The 20,108-nt window shown below is 53.5% G+C and carries 19 protein-coding genes; 7 read left to right on the forward strand and 12 right to left on the reverse strand.

The genetic code is table 11. The features are described from left to right. Window positions 1-33 precede the first annotated feature (33 nt). From ABD931_RS18165 to ABD931_RS18175, 3 genes are all read right to left on the reverse strand, one after another. A complete protein-coding gene (locus ABD931_RS18165; protein WP_345269284.1) occupies window positions 34-1,068 on the reverse strand; it encodes a sensor histidine kinase in 1,035 nt (344 codons plus the stop codon). Between the two features lie 18 nt (window positions 1,069-1,086). Continuing rightward, a complete protein-coding gene (locus tag ABD931_RS18170; RefSeq protein WP_345269286.1) occupies window positions 1,087-1,788 on the reverse strand; it encodes a response regulator transcription factor in 702 nt (233 codons plus the stop codon). A gap of 101 nt (window positions 1,789-1,889) precedes the next feature. After that, window positions 1,890-2,735 carry an SdiA-regulated/phytase-like domain-containing protein gene (locus ABD931_RS18175; protein WP_345269287.1) on the reverse strand — a complete coding sequence of 282 codons (846 nt, stop codon included), beginning with the start codon at window positions 2,733-2,735 and terminating at the stop codon, window positions 1,890-1,892. A 23-nt stretch (window positions 2,736-2,758) separates the two neighbouring features. Here ABD931_RS18175 and ABD931_RS18180 point away from each other — a divergent pair, with 23 nt between their 5' ends. After that, window positions 2,759-3,910 (forward strand): AI-2E family transporter, encoded by a 1,152-nt coding sequence (locus ABD931_RS18180; RefSeq protein WP_345269288.1) that lies wholly within the window; start codon window positions 2,759-2,761, stop codon window positions 3,908-3,910. On the opposite strand, the gene ABD931_RS18185 is transcribed toward ABD931_RS18180, so the two are convergent. After that, window positions 3,900-4,529 carry an LON peptidase substrate-binding domain-containing protein gene (locus tag ABD931_RS18185; protein ID WP_345269289.1) on the reverse strand — a complete coding sequence of 210 codons (630 nt, stop codon included), beginning with the start codon at window positions 4,527-4,529 and terminating at the stop codon, window positions 3,900-3,902. The genes ABD931_RS18180 and ABD931_RS18185 overlap by 11 nt on opposite strands. 11 nt (window positions 4,530-4,540) lie before the next feature. Next, a complete protein-coding gene (locus ABD931_RS18190) occupies window positions 4,541-4,843 on the reverse strand; it encodes a hypothetical protein (RefSeq protein WP_345269290.1) in 303 nt (100 codons plus the stop codon). Between the two features lie 124 nt (window positions 4,844-4,967). On the opposite strand from ABD931_RS18190, the gene ABD931_RS18195 reads away from it, so the two are divergent. Together ABD931_RS18195 and ABD931_RS18200 are read left to right on the forward strand one after the other, a co-directional pair. Beyond that, entirely contained in the window at window positions 4,968-5,882 is a 915-nt protein-coding gene (locus ABD931_RS18195) for an SDR family oxidoreductase (protein WP_345269292.1), read from the forward strand. Window positions 5,883-5,947: 65 nt separating this feature from the next. Further along, the gene (locus tag ABD931_RS18200; protein ID WP_345269293.1) at window positions 5,948-6,382 is read left to right on the forward strand and encodes a nucleoside deaminase; all 435 of its coding nucleotides are present in this window, start codon (window positions 5,948-5,950) and stop codon (window positions 6,380-6,382) included. Window positions 6,383-6,392: 10 nt separating this feature from the next. On the opposite strand, the gene ABD931_RS18205 is transcribed toward ABD931_RS18200, so the two are convergent. Next, on the reverse strand, window positions 6,393-7,214 hold the full coding sequence (locus ABD931_RS18205) for an ion transporter (RefSeq protein ID WP_345269294.1): 822 nt from the start codon (window positions 7,212-7,214) through the stop codon (window positions 6,393-6,395). 108 nt (window positions 7,215-7,322) lie between these two features. Between ABD931_RS18205 and ABD931_RS18210 the strand changes: the two genes are divergently transcribed. The 3 genes from ABD931_RS18210 to ABD931_RS18220 all read left to right on the forward strand — a co-directional run bounded on the left by ABD931_RS18210 (window position 7,323) and on the right by ABD931_RS18220 (window position 10,606). After that, window positions 7,323-8,198: a hypothetical protein gene (locus ABD931_RS18210; RefSeq protein ID WP_345269295.1), complete on the forward strand. Its 876-nt coding sequence runs from the start codon at window positions 7,323-7,325 to the stop codon at window positions 8,196-8,198. Then, on the forward strand, window positions 8,195-9,109 hold the full coding sequence (gene miaA, locus ABD931_RS18215; RefSeq protein ID WP_345269296.1) for a tRNA (adenosine(37)-N6)-dimethylallyltransferase MiaA: 915 nt from the start codon (window positions 8,195-8,197) through the stop codon (window positions 9,107-9,109). Before ABD931_RS18210 ends, miaA begins: the two co-directional genes overlap by 4 nt. Before the next feature lie 96 nt (window positions 9,110-9,205). Further along, window positions 9,206-10,606: an Nramp family divalent metal transporter gene (locus ABD931_RS18220; protein WP_345269297.1), complete on the forward strand. Its 1,401-nt coding sequence runs from the start codon at window positions 9,206-9,208 to the stop codon at window positions 10,604-10,606. Here the strand turns inward: ABD931_RS18220 and ABD931_RS18225 are convergent, their stop codons facing one another. From ABD931_RS18225 to ABD931_RS18235, 3 genes are all read right to left on the reverse strand, one after another. Then, complete coding sequence (locus tag ABD931_RS18225) at window positions 10,607-11,770, reverse strand: AI-2E family transporter (protein ID WP_345269298.1); 1,164 nt, start codon at window positions 11,768-11,770, stop codon at window positions 10,607-10,609. It lies immediately after the preceding gene. A gap of 72 nt (window positions 11,771-11,842) precedes the next feature. Beyond that, the gene (locus ABD931_RS18230; protein WP_345269299.1) at window positions 11,843-12,970 is read right to left on the reverse strand and encodes a DmpA family aminopeptidase; all 1,128 of its coding nucleotides are present in this window, start codon (window positions 12,968-12,970) and stop codon (window positions 11,843-11,845) included. Window positions 12,971-13,128: 158 nt separating this feature from the next. Continuing rightward, window positions 13,129-13,941, reverse strand: coding sequence for an Fpg/Nei family DNA glycosylase (locus tag ABD931_RS18235; RefSeq protein ID WP_345269300.1), 813 nt, complete (start codon window positions 13,939-13,941; stop codon window positions 13,129-13,131). Between the two features lie 295 nt (window positions 13,942-14,236). Between ABD931_RS18235 and ABD931_RS18240 the strand changes: the two genes are divergently transcribed. After that, a complete protein-coding gene (locus tag ABD931_RS18240) occupies window positions 14,237-15,172 on the forward strand; it encodes a DUF8428 domain-containing protein (protein ID WP_345269301.1) in 936 nt (311 codons plus the stop codon). A gap of 57 nt (window positions 15,173-15,229) precedes the next feature. On the opposite strand, the gene ABD931_RS18245 is transcribed toward ABD931_RS18240, so the two are convergent. From ABD931_RS18245 to ABD931_RS18255, 3 genes are all read right to left on the reverse strand, one after another. Continuing rightward, window positions 15,230-15,670, reverse strand: coding sequence for a hypothetical protein (locus ABD931_RS18245; protein WP_345269302.1), 441 nt, complete (start codon window positions 15,668-15,670; stop codon window positions 15,230-15,232). 88 nt (window positions 15,671-15,758) lie between these two features. Continuing rightward, window positions 15,759-16,982 carry a serine hydrolase domain-containing protein gene (locus tag ABD931_RS18250; RefSeq protein WP_345269303.1) on the reverse strand — a complete coding sequence of 408 codons (1,224 nt, stop codon included), beginning with the start codon at window positions 16,980-16,982 and terminating at the stop codon, window positions 15,759-15,761. Between the two features lie 43 nt (window positions 16,983-17,025). Further along, a complete protein-coding gene (locus ABD931_RS18255; RefSeq protein WP_345269305.1) occupies window positions 17,026-20,064 on the reverse strand; it encodes a WD40/YVTN/BNR-like repeat-containing protein in 3,039 nt (1,012 codons plus the stop codon). Between the last annotated feature and the right edge of the window lie 44 nt (window positions 20,065-20,108).

The following is a 20,108-nucleotide window of genomic DNA, read 5'->3' on the forward strand; positions in this document are numbered from 1 at the left end:
TTCGATTCTTTTTTTACAAGTAGAGGCCTTGCCTTACTCCACCTTATCCAGCTTGAACGAGAACGTGGTTCCTCTGTCTACCTTGCTCATAACGGAGACTTTGGAGCGGTGGGCATTCAGGATGTGCTTCACAATGGCGAGGCCGAGGCCGGTGCCGCCCCGCTCTTTGGAGCGGCTCTTGTCGACACGGTAAAAACGCTCGAAGATGCGGCTGAGGTGTTCGGGCGGGATACCGGGGCCGTCGTCTTTGACGAATACCAGCACCTGCTTTTTTTCTTCTTCCAGCGTCACCAGCACCTTGCCGTTATCATTGCCGTATTTGATGGCGTTCTCCAGCAGGTTGGTCATTACCTGATGAATGCGCTGCGGATCGGCTTTGACCCAGTAGGAACCTGGCCGGTCGGTTCTAATACGCAACGTGGTGCCTTTGGTATGCGCTTTCTTCTCCAACTGCTCAAAAGCCTCGGTGATAACCTGATGAATATCAACCCGCTCGAAGTGCATCTTCAGTTCGCCCGTTTCAAGCTGCGAAAGCGCTACCAGGTCTTTGACCAGCGCATCCAGCCCATCCAAGCTTTTAGCAGCTTTGGCCAGGAATTTATCGCGGACGTTCTCATCGTCAATGGCTCCGTCAATCAGGGTATGAATAAAGCCCTGAGCGGCAAAAATGGGCGTTTTAAGTTCGTGAGAAACATCGGCCAGAAACTCGCGCCGGAACAGTTCGAGTCGTTTTAGCTCTTCAATCTCTTTCTGCTTACGGGCAACGTACACAAAAATCTCGTCGTTGAGCTTCTTGAAGGGATTGTTGTTCTTGATGATGGTTTTCCGCGAAATATTAAAATCACGGATCTTCAGCTTATGGATGGTTTTGTACATTTTATTAACCTCCCGGTAAACCAGCAGTTCAATGGCGTACAGCACCAGAAAGAAAGAGACGGCAAACGACGACACGGCCACTACAAACAGCATATTGTTAGTAACGCCCTCCACAAACGTCAGGAAGACGACCGTCAGCACCGAAATCAGGAAGGCCAGTAAAAACGCAATAATGCGGGGACTCAGCGACATGCGTCAAAGTTCGGAAACTTATTCGACTTCAAACATATACCCCACCCCCTTCAGGGTCCTGATGTAGCCTTCGCCTACCTTTTCGCGCAGTTTGCGGATATGTACATCTACCGTCCGTTCGAGCACGTAGATGTCGGCTCCCCAGATTTTTTGCAGCAACTCTTCCCGGCTGAATACCTTGTTGGGATTCTGGGCCAGGAAAAACAAGAGTTCAAACTCTTTCTTGGGCAGAATGACCGACCGTTCGCCCTGGTTGACCGAATAGTTTTTGCGATTAATAACCAGATCGGCAATTTCGATCTTCTCACCCGGATCGGCCTTCTGGGCTTCGCGCCGGAAGAGCGCATTGATGCGGCTCATCAGCGCTCTGGGTTTAATGGGCTTGGTGATGTAATCGTCGGCTCCAATCTCAAAGGCGGCCACTTCAGAATATTCTTCGGAGCGGGCGGTCAGGAAAAGGATGTAGGCCTGCCGCAGTTCCGGAATTTCGCGAAGCTGGCGACCGGTCTCAATGCCGTCGAGCTGAGGCATCATAATGTCCAGCAGCACCAGTTCGGGCAGGAAGGCTTTGGCGACCTCCAGCGCCTTACGGCCATCGGTGGCAGTGCGAACGTCATAGCCTTCCTTTTGCAGATTATACTCTAGTAATTCAATAATATCCGGATCGTCGTCGACTACCAGAATGCGGTGAGTTTGTTGCGCAGCTTTGGCGGCACTCATCAGTGATGTTTAGCTAATTTGGTACCCCCAAGTTAGATAGGGTTACCGGGTATTTTATGAGCGTGGCTAATTTCTTAACATAAAGTTAACAAGACAAGTCGTCATTTTCGACTCACCAAAAACATTTTACCTTTCTCGTTGGTAATGACAAAGTCGGTCGGTGATACAAAGCTGACGGCTTCGGTCTGGCCTCTGGGTAATCGAATGCAGTGCAGCGGATGCCGGAAATTCACCTGATTATTCTCCACCGCAAATAATAAGACTTTTCCGTAGGTAAGCAAGGCAAACTGGCGACCGTCGGGACTGATGTCGGCACCTGTCACCATTGAGCGGATATATACCGAATCAACCGGCAACAGCGCGTACTCTCCGGCACGGGCGGGTAGCGCGTATTGCTTAACATAATGATTAGTCAGCGAACGATTTTTTGAGAACAGATACAGCCGGTTAGCCGAATACAGCATAGCTTCGCAGTCGAAATAGTGCTGGCTGGGCGGGGGCGGAAACGCAGCCTGGTCGGCATAGTGAAACACAATCGCATCGGCCGGGCCGGGCTGGGTCAGGTCTACGCGGTAAATGGTCAATTTCCGGCGTGTCTGCTGGTTATTACCAATATCGCCGATAAACAGCACGGTGGAGTCCTGCTGTGCCAGTTCTTCCCAGTCGACGTTGGTCAGGCCGGGCAGCGGCAGTGAATCCACCAGCGTCCCGTTCCGGGTAACCTGGTAGAGGGTGGGGCGGCCGCCACTGTCGTTGTGCGTCCAGAAGGTCTGCCGGCCGGCGCGGTAGGCCAGGCCCGAGCTTTCGCTGACCACGCGGGGCAGGCGACCGGTGCGGACAACGTGGTACAGCGGGCGACCGCGCTCGAAGCCGCTTTTGCGGATTTCCGGCTGGCAGGAACAAAACGCCACTTTAATGGCCAGCAACAGTTTTAACAACGAATACATCTGACGAATAGAGTCTACTAACCATGGATAGCCGGGCACCCAAAGTACAATTACCATCCTACGTTAAATTAACCAGCATTCTCATTTCGGTACTGATTGTCGTGTACGGCCTGTACATGCTGGAGGAAATCCTGGTTCCCCTGATCTTCTCCATTCTGCTGGCCATGGTGCTGTACCCGCTATGCCACCGGCTCGAACGGGTTCATATGCCACGTATCTGGGCCATTGTGATCTGTATTTTGCTAGCCGTAGCTGTACTGGCCGGGCTTATTTACCTGGTATCACTCCAGATCGGCAATTTTACGCAGGAAGCGCCGAAACTCATGGAACGCGGCAACGAATTGCTGGATAAACTACAAACGTTTGCCGATGAACACCTGAACATCGACCGGCAGCGGCAGGTATCCGAAGCCCGTAAGTACCTGAACCGGCTAATGGAAGAAAGCGGCACCATCCTGACCTCTACCCTGCTGGCCACCACCAACACCCTAACCACCATTTCGCTGCTGCCGCTGTTTATTTTCTTTTTTCTGCTGTACCGCGATTTTTTCCGGTCCTTTTTCTACAAAGTGTTCAGCGATACGCACCGGTCAAAGATAGACGGCATTTTCCAGCGAATCTATGCCGTGGTGCGGGACTATATGGTCGGGCTGGTGCTGGTCATTATCATCGTAGGCATTCTGAATACCGTAGGGCTGGTTATCCTGGGCATCGATTATGCTATATTTTTCGGTTTCTTCGGCGCGGTGCTGATCCTGATTCCGTATTTCGGTATAGCCATCGGTTCGCTGCTGCCGGCCCTGTTTACGCTCATAACGGCCGATAACCCGCTTATTTCCCTGGGGGTGATCGGTGTATTCCTGTTCGTGCAGATTCTGGAGGGCAACTTCATCACGCCCATGATTGTCGGCTCCAAAGTAAGCATCAATCCGCTGGCGGCCATTATCGCCCTGATTATGTGGGGGCAGTTGTGGGGACTACCCGGCCTGATTCTGGCCCTGCCCATGACCGCCATAGTCAAAGTAATCTTCGATTCCATCGAAGCCCTGAAGCCCTATGGCTTTCTGCTGGGTGAAGCTGAACGACCCGCTCCGCCGATCCGTAACTTCTCTGATCTGAAACGCAAACTCCCGCAGCGGCTGAAGCGGATTGGTGAGGTTGACGTTAAAAGGTGAGCGGGTCTAGGTTTTTAAAATGACCGTTCATGCGGATGCGCTGCTTGGTGCGCTCCATCTCGGCCACCACTGGAATCACCTTATTGAGGTGACGGATCAGAAACTGCTGGCGCTCGGCTTCGCTGTCGAGTGTCAGCAGCTCGTATTCCTGCTCGATAGACAGGCCAACCTTGTGGGCAATCCGGTACGAAAACTGTTCGGCCGTGGCGTCATAGTCCACCTCGATCTGCAACAGGTCGTATAGCCGCTCCAGCTTTTCCAGCAGGGTGTTCAGATAGGCACTTTCCGGATCGCCCGGCTCCACAGGCTGCACCTCTCCGCCGGCATAGAGTTTGCCGGGCACCGGATTTTCGAAGTTGACCAGCCGGAAAATGGAAAGTCCTTTGGTCATAACGTCCATACGTCCGTCTTCGTAGCGTTTGTGCAGCAGGGCCACCTGCATTTCGGTGCCGTAGCCCGGCATTTTGTTGTTGATGAAAGCCGGAATGCCAAACGGTTTGTCTTCATCCAGGCACTCGTTGATCAACTGCCGGTAACGGGGCTCAAAGATGTGCAGGTTCAGATCTTCGCCAGGGTACACAACCAGATTTAGCGGAAACAGGGGCAGGTGCTTCTCCATAGGTTAGCAAATTAACGGTTTTCCCGCTTATGCACATCAATCCTGCTTTTCAGCGCAGCTTTTGGGATGGAGTGTTGTTGTAATCCATTGTCGAGTAATTTATAAACATGAACAGTGGTGGCATTGTGCTGCCGCTTAACGGGCGCCTGAAAATAGTTTTCGCCGTTAATAAACTCCATCTTCCGGTTTTCTTCGATGGTCTCGTAAAAATGCTGCCGCTGCTCGCGTTCATGCGCCAGGGCAGCCTGCATTTTCTCGATAAACAGGAAGGCATCCGGACGGCGGAGGGTTTGTTCGAGCAGGGCAGTTTCCATACAAACGGCTTTCGGTTGGCTTATCAAAGATAACAAATTTTGGTGGGCGATAGAATGAACGAAAAACGAGGTTTAAGTAGTAATGCTTATCTTAGCAACCTAATCACCTAAACCTCTGTTCATTATGATACTCATCGTTGGAGCCACGGGCGTACTCGGACGCGAGACCGCCCTGCAACTGCTGGCCGCCGGCCGTTCAGTGCGAGCGATGGTCCGCACCCCCGAAAAAGCTGCCGACCTGCAGCAATTAGGTGCCGAGATTGTACAGGGTGACCTGACCGACCCAACTTCAGTAGCCAAAGCCTGCCAGGGCGTAGATATTGTGCTGGCTGCCGCCCACAGCCTGCTGGGCCGGGGCAAATACCGCTCCGAAAATGTTGACGATGCCGGACACCGCTCCCTGATCGATGCCGCCAGACAGGCCGGTGTCAGTCACTTTATTTATACCTCCATCTATGGCGCCAGTCCCGACCACCCTATTGATTTTGACCGTATAAAATATCAGATTGAGCAATATCTGATCAACAGCGGGCTAACCTACACCATTCTGCGCCCGTCGGCCTTTATGGAAACACATGCGCACTTCCTGCTGGGAAAAGACATTCTCCAAAAGGGCAGGGTCACTATTTTTGGTCAGGGTAATAACCCGACTAATTTTGTCTCTACCCGCGATATTGCCCGTTTGATCACCCTCGCCCTGAACGACCCGAAGGCCCGCAACCGGATCATTAACATTGGTGGGCCGACGAACCCCACCAAAAACGAAGTTGCCGGCTTATACGGCCGCCTGGCAGGGGTTACTCCCAAAGTCGGACATATGCCACGGGGTACGTTGAAACTGTTATCCAAAGTCATTAAACCGTTCCATCCCGGCATCGGCCGCATCATGCACATGAGTGCCCTGATGGATGAAATCGATGTAACAATGGATATGAGCGAAACCCTGAACGATTTTCCGTTAGAGCTGACTTCCATCGAAGAGTTTGTTCGGGAGCAGGTTGCGAAGCATCAAACATCTGCTATCCCAGCAGCTCGATAAAACTTAATCAGCGTTGACATAAGGCCGGCAATTCCATAGATTGCCGGCCTGACATCTGCTACACTATGGACGAATTTATGCAAGAGGCCATTCGGCAGGCCCGCAAGAGCCTCGACGAAGGCGGTATTCCGATCGGCTCGGCGCTGGTAAAAGACGGCAAACTGGTGGCCTCAGGCCATAACAAGCGTATACAGGAGGACAACCCCATCCTGCACGGCGAAATGGACTGCCTCAACAATGCCGGGCGCGTCGGCTCGTTCCGGAACACGGTTATTTACTCCACGCTGATGCCCTGCTACATGTGCGCCGGCACCATTGTGCAGTTCAAAATTCCAAAGGTGATTGTCGGCGAATCCCGCACCTTTGCCGGTGCCCGCGAGTTTATGGAGCAGCATGGCGTGGAGGTGATTGAACTGGATCTGCCGGAGTGCGTGGCGATGATGGACCAGTTTATTGCCCGGAAACCGGAGGTCTGGAACGAGGATATAGGCGAACTATAGTCACCCTGGTTTACAAGTGAGAGCCGCAGTATTTACAGTATGCAGCGTCGGCATCATGGCCTTCGCGGCCGCAGTTGGGGCAGCTTTGCGATGAGTTCCCTTTCTGAACGGCAGACATAAATTCGGTGGTGACAATACCGGTTGGCACGGCAATGATGCCGTAACCGCACAACATGATAAACGCTGCGAAAAACCGGCCCAATGGCGTTACCGGTGAAATGTCGCCGTAGCCGACGGTGGTCAGGGTTACAATGGACCAGTAAATGCTGGTGGGGATGTTGTCGAAGCCGTTTTCGCCCCCTTCAATCAGGTACATGATCGATCCCATGATCGTCACCATGATTAGGATAAACAGCAGGAAGACGCTGATTTTGATATAACTCCGGTAAAGCGCCTGTGCAATGATCCGCCCTTCGGCAATGAAATGCCACATTTTCAGAATGCGGAAAATGCGCAGCAGCCGCAACGCCCGCACAACCAGCAGGTACGAAGCACCAGTCAGGAAAAGGCTGAAGTAGGTGGGCAGAATGGCCATCAGGTCCACCAAACCCATAAAGCTAAACATATACCGCAGCGGCTTCCGGATGCTGATAAGCCGGAGCACATACTCGATGGTAAACAGGATGGTAAAGAACCATTCGGCCCGGTACAGCCAGTCGCCGTAATGTTGCGCAATTGACTCGACGCTATCAATGACAACGACCAGAATGCTCAGGAGAATGGCCCAGATCAGCGAAATATCAAACGCCCTTCCCTCCACCGTATCTACTTCGTAGATGATCTCGTGAAGCCGCCTTTGCCAGCGACGTTCGCCCTTTTGTTCCGCTTCCATAGGAGTAGTTTCCGGATTAAGGTGTACAACCTGACCCCTAATGAACGGCAGTAGGTGGAGATAAGCAAGCCCGTTGTAGATTTGTATCCGTAATAAACCTTCTGTCTTTTGTTTCCGGACGAGCTGATTTCTGCGCTGCATCAACGCCCCATTAGTACCGTACCGATTCAGGCTGGTTTTATTACGCCTTTTCGGGTGGTGCAGTTGGCAGAAACCCAAATCCTGCTTCACCTGATTGACATCAACACGTATGTCCGCTTTCGGCACCAACACGATTCCCATTTTTTCTTTCAGCAGTTCTCAGAGACACTGGCAACAGCAGGCCGGCAGGTGATTCACCTGTGGGAAGATGTCTGGCGGCAAAAACCGGCCATTGTCCTGTCCCGCCTGAACGCCCTGGTTGGCCTGTCGGAACGGATCCCGGCCCGACTCACCCAAATCCGGCGGGTCGACCGGCCTACGGCAACTCAATTTTTGGAAGACAATCACCTGCAGGTAGTCACCTTATCGAAGTACCGGTATGGCTTGTACCTGCCTCAGCGGTACTTTCGGGTATTGTCACCGGAGTTCCGGCCACAGCTACCAGTCGGCGAAACCGAATTGCTGGTAGCGTTGGCGACGTTCAGCCTGCCACGTCGTATCGAGCGGGAGGAGAAACAATACCGGTCGGTGGAGTTGGTGCGGTTTGCCAACCGGCTGGGTTGTACGGTCGTGGGTGGTCTGGATAAACTACTGAAAGGCTTTATCACCGAACACCAGCCCGACGATATCATGACCTACGCCGACCGCGACTGGTCCGACGGCCGCAGCTACGGAAAACTGGGCTTCACCCGCATCGAGTTGACTGAGCCGCAGCAGTTCTGGCTGCACCCGGAGGAAATGCTTCGATATTACCCGCACCGGCTACCGACGGAGGTATCGGCAGATCAGTTGCTGCCGGTTTATAATGCGGGGAGTATTAAGTTTGTTAAGCTTTTAATATGAACAAACTCATCGTCATCCTTGGCCCCACTGCCAGTGGCAAAACGCGGCTCGCCGTGCAGGTAGCGCACCGGCTGGGTGGCGAAATCATCAGTGCCGACTCCCGGCAGGTGTACCGCAATATGGACATTGGCACCGGCAAAGATCTGGCCGAATATCAGTTTGGCGACGAGACAATCCCGTACCACCTCATCAACATCACCGATGCCGGCCGCGACTACAACGTCTACCAGTATCAGCAGGATTTTTACCGCGAGGTACCGGAAATACTGGCGCGAGGCCATACGCCTATTGTCTGTGGAGGCACTGGCCTGTACATTGAAGCCGTGCTGAAAGGTCACCAGTTTACGGCCATTCCTATCGACCTGGATTTCCGGGAGGAGTTAAGCCGTAAAACGGACGAAGAGCTTTTACTCTTATTTCAGCAAACCGCATCGGCCTACACGGCGGTAGCTGATACCTCTACCCGAAAAAGAGTAATCCGGGCCATAGAAATAAACCGGTATTTAAACGGGCATAAGCTAACAGAGATACCCGCCATGCCTGTGCTACCGGAGTACGAGGTTTTCGGTATTGACCTGCCTGTCGAGGTGCGTCGGCAGCGTATTACCCGCCGGTTGCACGAACGACTCCAAAACGGCATGATTAAAGAGGTAGAGCAGTTGCTGGCGTGTGGTGTACCCGCCGAAAAGCTGGTTTTCTACGGTCTGGAGTACAAATTCATTACCCATTACCTCCAGGGGCAGCTTGACTACGACACCATGGTCAACCGGCTCGAAACGGCCATTCACCAGTTTGCCAAACGCCAGATGACTTTCTTCCGCAAAATGGAGCGCGACGGGATACCGATTCGCTGGCTGAATGGATTAAATACGACCGACACGCTCACGGAGGAGATTCTGACGACTATTTAGTCTCTGTGCCCCATTTACGACGCTAAAGAGAGTATTGACCGGCCCTTATTGACTTTTACCGGCAGAACCTTTACTTTTTTCAGGTTCCTGAACCCTATGGAACGTATCAACCGCCCTGGTCCGGAAACACCAGTTAGCAATCCAACCACTGCGACCGACCCGTACCGTCCGTCGTCAGAGCGAATCCGGTCGGCTCCTACTACATTGTTCGGGCAGTTGCGGCATCTGGGGCCGGGGTTCATCCTGTCGGCGGCAATTGTCGGTTCCGGGGAGTTGGTAGCTACAACGGCTTTGGGAGCCAAAGCCGGTTTTGTTACGCTCTGGGTCATTCTGGTCAGTTGTCTGGTAAAAGTTGCCCTGCAACTGGAGTTTGGCAAAAACGCCATCTATACCGGCATACCCACCATGCAGGCCCTGAACCGGCTGCCGGGACTACGCTTCCGGAATACGCACTGGACCCTCTGGCTGTGGCTGTCGCTACAGGGGCTAAAAGTGTTACAGGTTGGTGGCATTGTAGGCGGGGTAGCCATCGTGCTGCATATGAACTTTCCTGTGCTGCCCACGGGTGTATGGGCCGCTTTATCGGCAATGTCGGCGTCCCTGCTGATTTACAAAGGCTACTATACATGGGTGGAAAAAGGAGCGCTACTGATGATTATGGCCTTTACCGCCCTGATTTTAGTGTCGCTGCTCCTACTGCAGCAAACCGAATACGCCATTACCGCCGATCAACTGGCCGAAGGATTACGCTTCTCGCTGCCGCCGACGGCCGTTGGTGTGGCGCTGGGTGCGTTTGGCATTACCGGCGTGGGGGGCGACGAAATCATGTATTACAACTACTGGTGCATTGAAAAAGGCTATTCCGCCTATGTTGGGCCGAACGACAACACCCCCGCCTGGGCGGAACGCGCCAAAGGCTGGATACGGGTGATGTACCTCGATGCCCTCTGCTCAATGCTAGTGTACACCACCGTTACGGCGGCTTTCTACCTGCTAGGCGCGTCGCTGTTGCACGAGCAGGGGCAGATACCCGACGGCTACGGCATGATCGAAGCCCTATCGCGGCTGTTTACTGCCACGCTGGGGCCGGGGGCCAAAATTATTTTCATGATCGGGGCTTTTTTTGTGCTGTATTCCACCCTGTTTACCGCCAACGCCAGCTGGGCGCGTATTTTCGGTGATGCCTTCGGGCAGTTCGGCTGGGTACGGTTTAGTACGCCCGCCGAACGGAAGCGGGTCATTGCAGTCCTGGCCTGGCTGTTTCCGGCGCTATGGTGTGTCTCTTTCCTATTCCTGCAGGTGCCGGTGCTGATGATTCTGCTGGGCGGAGTGGCTACGTCGGTGCTGCTGATTGTAGTCGTCTGGGCGGCCTGGCAGTTCCGATACCACCAACTGCCGGCCAGTCTGAAGCCAACGCTCTTTTACGATTTCTGCTTCTGGGTCAGCATACTGTCTATTCTGGGCGTAGGTACCTATGGTATCTGGCAGGTGCTGTAGCTACGCCTGTTCCGGTTGACTTTCTTCCGGACGATCGCCCAGAAAATCCTTCACGTATACTTCTTCGATAAACGTTATTATAGCCACCAGTGCCGGAGTAGCAATGATAATGCCTGGTAGCCCGAACAAGGCACCTCCGAGCAGCGCCACAATCATAATCAGCGCGGGAGGCAGCGAAACTGTCTGCTGCTGCACCAGCGGCACTACCAGGTAACTCTCAATCTGTTGCACGGCTACGTAAACCAGCGTGACATACAGCGCCATTTGCGGCCCCTGGGAAAAAGCAAGCAGAATCCCCGGGATAGCGCCAATAATAGGGCCAACAAAGGGGATAAAATCGGTCAGAAAAGCAATTACGCCCAACACCAGCGCCAGGGGCATATCCAGAAAAGCCAGACCGGCCCACACCAGAACACCCACCACCAGCATAGAAATAAATTGCCCCAACAGCCACCCTCGTAGTTGTTTACCCATGCACCCTAACACCTCATACACACGGGGCCGACGGCTAAGCGGGAACAGTTTGGCCACACCTTTGGTATAAAGCGTGGGACTTAGAGCCAGAAAAAGTCCGCCAAAGAGCAACACCAGCGCATTTGTCACCGCGCCGAACAGACCCGTTATATGCCCGAAGCCGGTGGCCAGATCGGGAGTGGGGGTATTTTCGCGAAACTCTTTCAGAATGTAACGTCCGACGCCGGAGCGCTCCAGGCGTTGCTCGATATCCTGTAGGGATGCCGGCACTTCTTCGGCCAGCTTTTCGGCCTCTGCCGATATGCTGGGCGCTGTTTTGTAAATAAATATACCGAATAGGGCAACCAGCAGAAAGAGCGCGATACCAACGGCGGCCTTTTCCGGAAAACCCGGCAACACCCGGCACAGCAAGTCGGCTATAGCCCGGAGCATCAGAGCGAACAGAATAGCGCCGAAGCTCAGAAACAGAATGGAGCGGCTACCCCACAAAAACGTAAGCAAGAGAAACGTGACAACCAGTATCCCGACAGCAAGAGTTACCCGTTTCACGTACAGACGGGATGCCGGTGGCTGTTTTTCTTCGGCGTTGCGTGGCACCTCAGCCGCGAGAAGGTCCGGGGCAGTGCCAGCTACAGGAGAGGGGGCCGGCTCCGATTCTACGGAAAACAATCGACGCAGTACTGACTTCATCCACGGTACAAGGCTGGTTAGTAATCAGATACCTTTTATTGAATACCGGCAGCCGACGTCTTTTGTTTGTATTTACTTTTTATCGTACTGTTTCATGATCTCCAGCACTTTCTCTACCGGCAACGCTTCTACCACCCGGCCCTGCTCCCCTTTTAGCGTCTGAGCGGCAAACAGGGAGTTGATAATGGCCTCTTCCGTAGCTTCAATGGCAGCCATGAATAAGGGCGATACATTGTCGTTGCGCAGCAGCTTTAACGCATCAACGGTAGCTTTTGATTCGTGCGGAATCCGGTAGGCTGTCGATATAGCAATGACGTAATCCCCGCTGCCGTTGGCGGCAATGCCGCCGGTTTTGGCCATACCCATAAAGGCCCGCCTGGCCAGCCGCTTCAGGTTGCGGGCGTCGAGTGGGGCATCGGTCAGCACCACCATCATGCAGGAGCCGTCGCCGGAGCGGTCAAGGGTTTCCTTGAACGAATACCTGCCCAATTCCTCGCCCACCGGTACGCCGTCTATCTGCAAAACCCCACCAAAATTAGTCTGCACCAGCACCCCCACCGTGTAACCGCCCAGGGGAGCCGGTAGCTTCCGCGAAGCCGTTCCGATACCACCTTTAAAGCCAAAGCAAACGGTGCCGGTACCGGCACCAATATTTCCTTCCTCCACGGGTCCGGTCGTTGCTTTCTGCAAGGCGTCCAGCACATGCTGCCGGGTCACGTGCCGCCCGCGAATGTCGTTCAGGCCACCATCGTTGGTTTCACCCACCACCGGATTCACCGACCGCACCTGCTCATTGCCCGGCTGCCGCAGGGTATAGTCGATAAGCGCATCGGCAGCCGTGGGAACGCTCAAAGTATTGGTCAGCACAACCGGCGTTTCCAGCGTGCCCAGTTCCTCCACCTGACTATACCCCGCCAGCTTGCCGAAGCCATTGCCGATGTAGATAGCGGCCGGGCATTTCTGCTGAAACAGGTTACCGTCGTGCGGCAGAATGGCCGTAACACCCGTACGGATGTTGTCGCCTTGTTTTAGCGTCACCTGCCCAACCTTTACGCCCGGCACATCGGTAATGGCGTTGAGGGTACCGGTCGGCAACACACCGATTTTGATGCCGTAGTCGCGGGGACGTTTAGGAGTCTGTGCCAAAGTAATCTGGGCGAAGGTGGCTAATAGTAGAATGGGAAGCACGTAGTGGGTCATGTGTGTACCCCGGAATGTAATTCCGGCTTTTGCGTGTACCCCGGACCGGACCGGGCTGCCGGGCGGTTAACTCCGGCTTTAAAAAAACAAAGCTAACTATTTCGTGAATGTACTACTTTCCTCAAAACCGGCGACACCCGGAATTACATTCCGGGGTACTAAATCTGCTCCTTTGGGCAAAAATAGGTGGTACGGCCGCCGACTTCGGTTTTGGCGATGCGGGTGCCGCAGCGGGGGCAGAATTTGTGGGCTTCGACATCCTCGTAGGGAGAGTCGTCCCAGTTGCGAACGTGGATCAGAAAGCCCATAGGAAAGTCCCGGTAGGTAGCTTCGTGGCGGATGGCGGTTTCGAGTACCCGCCGGATGGCAACGTGCAGCTGCCTAATCGCTTCGTCAGACAACGTAGGCGTAGACCGTTCGGGGTGGATACAGGCCTGGAACAGGACCTCATCCACGATCCAGTTGCCGAGCCCGGCTACCGTACGCTGATCCATCAGCACCGGTTTGATGAGCGACTTCCGACGGCGGATTTGGGCCGTTAGCTCAGAAAGCGTGATAGCCAGCCCATCCGGCCCGATCTTCTTTCGCTGCAAGTATGTATCTATGCTGTCGATTAGCCCAATGCGCTCAAACTTACGGGGGCAGATAAAGCCGAGGTTAAAGCCGTTGCGAAAGTGGAACACAATGCGGGCGTGGCGGGGACGCTCGACCGACCCGTGATAATACGCCAGATCGCCGGTCATGCCAAAGTGCATGTGTAGTATAATGCCAGGGTGATCGGTCAGCACAAACAGGTTCTTGCCGACCCGCCGGGTATCCGTGAACGAGCGGCCGGCGAGGCTTTCGTGCAGGGTGGCGAAATCAGTAGTGAGCAGTTTATGGTCCTCCACTGCAAGGGTTTCGATGGGCTGGTTTAACGAGGATGTTTCAAGGTATTGACGATAAATTTCAACCTCTGGTAATTCAGGCATAATTTGAGTTTAATGACGTTAAAAGCAGTTTACGTCTATATTTTGTTTGGGTAACAGCCTGTTTGTCAACATTAAAATAAACTGAAAAGAAACTTTTATGCCGCAAAAAACATTTTCCTGCTGTACCAGTTGCAGATGCAATATTTTAGTAAAGAGCTCGTTAAAGCTTTATGTTTTGTGAGCCGTTACTTCTTCATAGCACTAGTTCTGTTTTCTTAACCAATTTTTTCGCACAAAATGCAGCAAACTCTACACATCCCTTTTCGTGTATGTTTAACTGTTAATTTAAATTTTTATGGAAAACAATCAGCCTAAGTCGAAAGCGAACGGCGCATTGCTGGCCGCTCTGATCATCATGACGGGTCTGGCCGGTATTACCAGCTACCTGTACTTTGACCAGAAGAAGGTAGCCGAAAACCAGGAAGTTACCATTTCGCAGCGGGTCGAAGAACTGTCGGCCACACGGGTAAAGCTGGATTCGATCTCTACCGCGCTGGATGCCAAGATTGCTGAAGTTCAGAAGCTGGGTGGCGATGTAAGCGAACTGCTCAAAGTAAAAGAGCAACTGGAAGTCGATAAAGCGGCTTTACGTCGGGGACAGCGGGTATCTATTGCCAAATACGAAGCGAAGATCAAGGAGTATGAGCGATTCCTCTCGGAGAAAGATACGCTCATTGCCGGTCTACAGCGCGAAAATGTAACCCTGGCTACTAATAACGAAACGCTGAATCAGGAAAATACAACCCTGAAAACCGAGAAGCAAAGCCTGCGGGATACGGTAGCGACGATTACGACGGTCAATAAAGAACTGGCGGACAAAGTAACGCGTGCCTCGGCACTGAAAGCGCAGAACGTTCGGGTTTATGCCGTTAATCCCCGTGGTAAAGTTAGGGAAGGTGAAAGCTTTAAAGCGCGTCGGGTAGATAAGCTGAAGTTTATGTATACGCTGCTGGATAACCCGCTGACGAGAGAAGAGCCGAAAGAAGTGTATGTTCGGGTGCTTGATCCGGACGGTGCCGTTGTATCAGACATGGCCAACGGTTCCGGCATGTTTACGGTAAACGGCAACGAAACGGTTTACACGACGAAGCAGACGATTAATTACACCAACAATAACCAGAGTGTCGAACTGCTCTACACTCGTGGTATCCCGTATAAGCCGGGCAAGTACACGGTTGAATTGTACTCAGAAGGTTATAAGATTGGCAACGGCGAATTTGCGATCAAATAAGCAAGCTGGTCATTATTAAGTACGGCGCGGCATCCGAGGGTGTCGCGCCGTTTTGTTTTACCGTTTGTAGCCGATAAAGTACAGCTTGTTCCGGGAGTCGTTGTCTGCTTTGGCTATCCGCAGCACATTCCCCTGGGTTTCCATACCACTGTTGGTAAATACCCGGTCGGTCTGATAGGTGCCGATTACCTCGCCGTTATACAGCAGGCGGATACTTTTGTCGGCCTGAGGTTGCAAGGTAATGTTCGTCAGCGTTTGGGTATTGGTATCCGGATGAAACCGGCGCAGCGTTACGGTCACCTCACTGTCCGATTCGGCCTTCAGTTCTGCTACGGGCATTTTATCAGCCGGCAGCGCAATACACAGCACATCCAGAAAGCTGTTAGTCTGGTAGGCTCCCGCCAGCCGGCCCGCCAGGGTAGCCGACTCCGGCTCAATCTCCTGCCGACACGCAGCCAGCAACCCGGTAATGACGAACAGTAAAAGTCTGTGTTTCATAATGAGTCCATCTAAGGTAAACTCCTGATGCTAAGACCCGACTTCTGCTTACACGGTTGTAAGGTACAAAAAATTTCTCTCCCTCCGGCTACTGCCCCACTACCTTCACCAGCTCGACACCCAGCTTATCCAGATCGGTCAGGGAGTTTGCCAGGATAACTACGGCCATTTGCCGGTCCTTCCGAAATCCGGCGAAGCTGGAATAACCGCCCGTTTTGCCGTTATGCCATAACCAGCCCTGAATGTCGCCAGTGGCCATATGCCACCCCAGGCCGACAACGCGCCCCTCCTGCGTATAAGTCGGCTTATGCGCCAGGGCCATAGCTTTGACCAATGGCTTAGGGCCTTTGCCCCACTGTGCCTTCAGGTAGATCAGCATATCGTTGACCGTTGACCGGATACCTCCGGCCCCGGCTAATGCCTGAAAGTCCCAAACCGAAGCAGGTTCTTTCCGGTCATTATACCCCTGGGCCATATCTGCCTGCCCGGCTTTGGTAAGGGTGATGGTTGTATGCTGCATACCCAGGAGCCGGGTAATATGGTCTTTTACCAGCGACTCGTAGGGCATGGCATGCACCCGCTCCAGAATGACGCCCAGCAGGCCAACGGCCAGGTTGGAGTATTCATACTGCGTGCCGGGCTGCCGCAAAAGTTGTGCCCGTTTCAGCCAGGCAAATAAGTCCTGGTGGGTGTAATGTTTGTAGGGGTTGATCAGGCTGATGGAACCGCTAAACAAATTATCAGGTAAGCGGGGCAGACCTGAGGTATGATTGGAAAGCATTTTAGCCGTTACCGGCACGCCATTTTTCTGCAATATCGGAATTGAATCGGGCAGGTAACGGTTTACCGGAGCCTCCAGTTTAATTTTATTGTCCCGCACAGCCTCCGCCAGCAGCGTAGCGGTAAACGTCTTACTCACCGATCCAATCTCAAACACGGTGTTACCATTGGGAAGACGATTAGTACCTTTGGCCGTTTCGCCGTAGCCGTACACAAAAACGCTGTCTTTGCGTACCACACCCACGCAAAGACCCACCACGTTGCCCTGCTCCTGCACAAACCGGGTAACAGCATCGTCGAGCCGCTTGTCCAGCACAGTCCGCAGTGGGTTCGACGTGGGCAGCAGTCGCTTCTGAAGAACTACATGTTCCGGCGTCTCTCCTCCCCTGACTATTTCGTCCTCCTGACCCGGCCATCGGCTCTGCCGCAGTTCCTGAACGGCTTTCGTTGTGGATCGCATCTGCCACAACCCGGCTTTGGCGGCTGATGAAACGATAAAAAAAAGCAAAAATGAAGGTGCAATTTTTTTCATAGCATGGGTAAAGCAACCGTCATATAACTTATTTTGTGCCGCGCTACTTCGTCTCCTCTACGCTCATTTCTTCCATCCACTCTTCGAACTCACCGGGCGAGCCATAGGCGTTGGGCAGCGTAATGGCCCGGCGGCTCCGGCGCTCGGGTGCTTTCAACTCCCACTCTTTTTCGGCTTTGGCTCCTGAGGAGGTTTCAAACACAAACGTGTATTTGCCCGGCCGCAGGTACACCTTTTTGTCGTCGGCGGGCTTCAGGTCTACTTCTTTTTCGTCTTTTTTCCGGGTATCGTTCAGGTATTTCTGATACCCCTCGGCCACCGATGCATCTACCGAATAGTCGTAGGTGAGGTAGTTCAGGCCGGCTTCGCTGTCGTCGGTGAGCGTTTTCAGTGTTAACCCTTTGTCGGTCGTCAGGCGAACGGTTGTTTTGCCGGCCGTTTTCACGTAAAACGGCAACTCAAATTTATACGCTGGTGCTTCTTCGTATTTGTTGTACATGCGGCCCCAGTTTGGGCTGTAGGAAGCCGGCTTCAGCGCGAAGATATGGATGGGCTTATTGGTGAGCGTATCCGTCAGTTGCTGGAGATGCTCAACGCTGCCGATGTACAGTGAACGGCCATGCGTGCCCACAATCAGATCGTTGTCGCGGGGATGTACTACCAGGTCGTGTACGGCAACAGCCGGCATACCACCATTCAGGTGCATAAACGTACGCCCCTTGTTAAGTGATACATACACTCCGTGGTCAGTGCCAACGTACATAATGTTTGAGTTCTTCGGGTCTTCTTTCACTACGTTCACCGGCTCCATCGGCAAATCGGTCCCGATGGGTTGCCACGTCTGACCGTAGTCGGTGGAGCGGAAGACATAGGCGTTAAAATGGTCGTCGCGGTAGCCGTTCAGGGAGACATAGACGGTGCCTTCGTCATGGGCCGAGGCCGTGACGCGGCTAACCCATAGGTCCTGCGGCAGTTTGTCGGAGATGCGCGTCCAGGTATAGCCGCCATCCTGCGAGACATGCACCAGCCCATCGTCACTGCCAACGTAGAGCAGGCCAAACTTCAGGGGTGACTCATCGATGGTCGTCAGGGTACCAAACGAGACATCGCCGGTTTTGAGCCCTTTGGTCAGGTCGCCCGAAAGGGTCTTGAATTCATCGCCCCGGTTCATGCTGCGGTGGAATCGGTTGGATCCGAAGTACACCACATCCTGGTTGTGCCGCGACAGCAGAATAGGTGCCTGCCAGTTCCACCGCAGTTTTGCCTCGCCTACCTCCTGCGGCACCGTCAGCCGCTTCATTTCGCCGGTTTGCCTGTTAATGCGAAAATAGTTGCCGAACTGGAAGCCGGTATAGACCGTGTTGTTGTCCCGCCAGTCGACCTGCACCTGCATACCGTCTCCGCCGAGCAGGCGCTTGTATGGATACTGACCGCCATCGAACCAGTCGTATGAGGCTTTGTAATTGCCCGGCCCGAACCAGACGCCGTTGTCTTGTAAGCCTCCGTACACGTTGTACGGCTTTGCCATATCCACCGCAATGGCGTAAAACTGGGCGACCGCCGGGGTATTGGCCTTGAACCAGGTTTTGCCGTTATCGTAGGTAATGTTCACCCCTCCATCATTCCCCAGAATCATGTGATTATTGTTCTTCGGATTAATCCAGAGCGCATGGTGGTCGGCATGAACGTTGCCGTTGTCCATCCCCTTGTAGGTCTTTCCGCCATCTTCGGAGCGGATGACGGGTACGCCCGCAATCACAATCTTGTCGGCATTGTCGGGTGCAATCCAGACATTCCCGAAGTAGTAGCCATAGGTGTTATACAGGCCGTCGAGGTAATCGGCGTTGACCTTGCGCCACGACTGCCCGGCATCGTCCGACCGGTACACTTCGGCGCCGATAACATCCGTGTTGATGATTCGTGAATTGGCATCGTCGGTGTATTCCAGCACGGCAATGGGTTTAATCTTATCCGATTGTACCAGTTCCTTGAGCGATTTGGCCGTGTACTTTTCGGGGAAGTTCTGCTCATCGAGGTATTCCGTCAGTACCGCATCTTCGGCTTTAAGAAAATCGTCTTTCGACATCACCCGAAGCTGGTCTTTGGTTAGCTTGTGGGGGTCGTTCTTCTGCTCTTTTTTTGGGCGGGCCGTTTGGTTGTCCAGAATCGCGTAAAGGGTATTCGTGCTCTTTGGAAAGATGCTAAGCCCGATGCGCCCGCTGTTCTCGTCCTGCGGGAAGCCACTGCTGCCGCCCGTGATCAGCTTCCAGGTAGTGCCCCCATCGGTGCTCTTGTAAATACCGGATGTTTTGCCACCTTCCACAAAATTCCAGGCCCGACGCTCTTTATGCCACATGCTGGCGTAGAGCACCTGCGGGTTAGCGGGGTCAATATCAACGTCGATAGCGCCGGTTTTATCATCGATATACAATGTTTTTGCCCAGGTTTTGCCGCCGTCGGTCGTCTTGTAAATACCCCGCTCCGGGTTCGGCGTGTAGAGGTGGCCGACAGCCGCCACCCAGGCCGTATTCGGGTTGGTCGGGTGCAGCACAATGCGGCCAATGTGGTGACTATCGGCTAAGCCCAGGTGCTGCCAGGTTTTGCCCCCATCGAGACTCTTGTACATACCCAGGCCCGCGTACGACGACCGGCTGGCGTTCGACTCGCCCGTGCCAATCCAGATGGTGTTGTTTTTCCAATCAACGGCGATAGCACCGATGGTCATTACAGCCTCATTATCGAACAGGGGCGTAAAGGAAATGCCATTGTTATCGGTGCGCCAGAGTCCACCACTAGCGTAGGCGACATAAAACTGCGTCGGATTATCCGGGTTAACGTCCAGGTCCACCACCCGGCCGCTCATGACCGTTGGCCCTACCGACCGGAAGGGGATATTCTTGATAAGCGAGGCATCGGCCAGTTTTTGGCGCTGCTGTACGCCGGCCATGCGTTCGGCAGGTGCCGTGATTGAAATTACTGCGGGCGTAGTAGCGATTTTCTTTACTTTTTTCTGAGCAACAGCGTCTGGTGGGAGGGCACACGCAACAGCCAGGGCTGTTACTGCGAGGGTTAAGTGTCTCATGCAGAAGTGATATATTGGCTTTTAGCAGGAATAATTCATGGCAC

Origin of the sequence: Nibrella viscosa, from assembly GCF_039541875.1 — a bacterium.
Lineage (GTDB): Bacteria > Bacteroidota > Bacteroidia > Cytophagales > Spirosomataceae > Nibrella > Nibrella viscosa.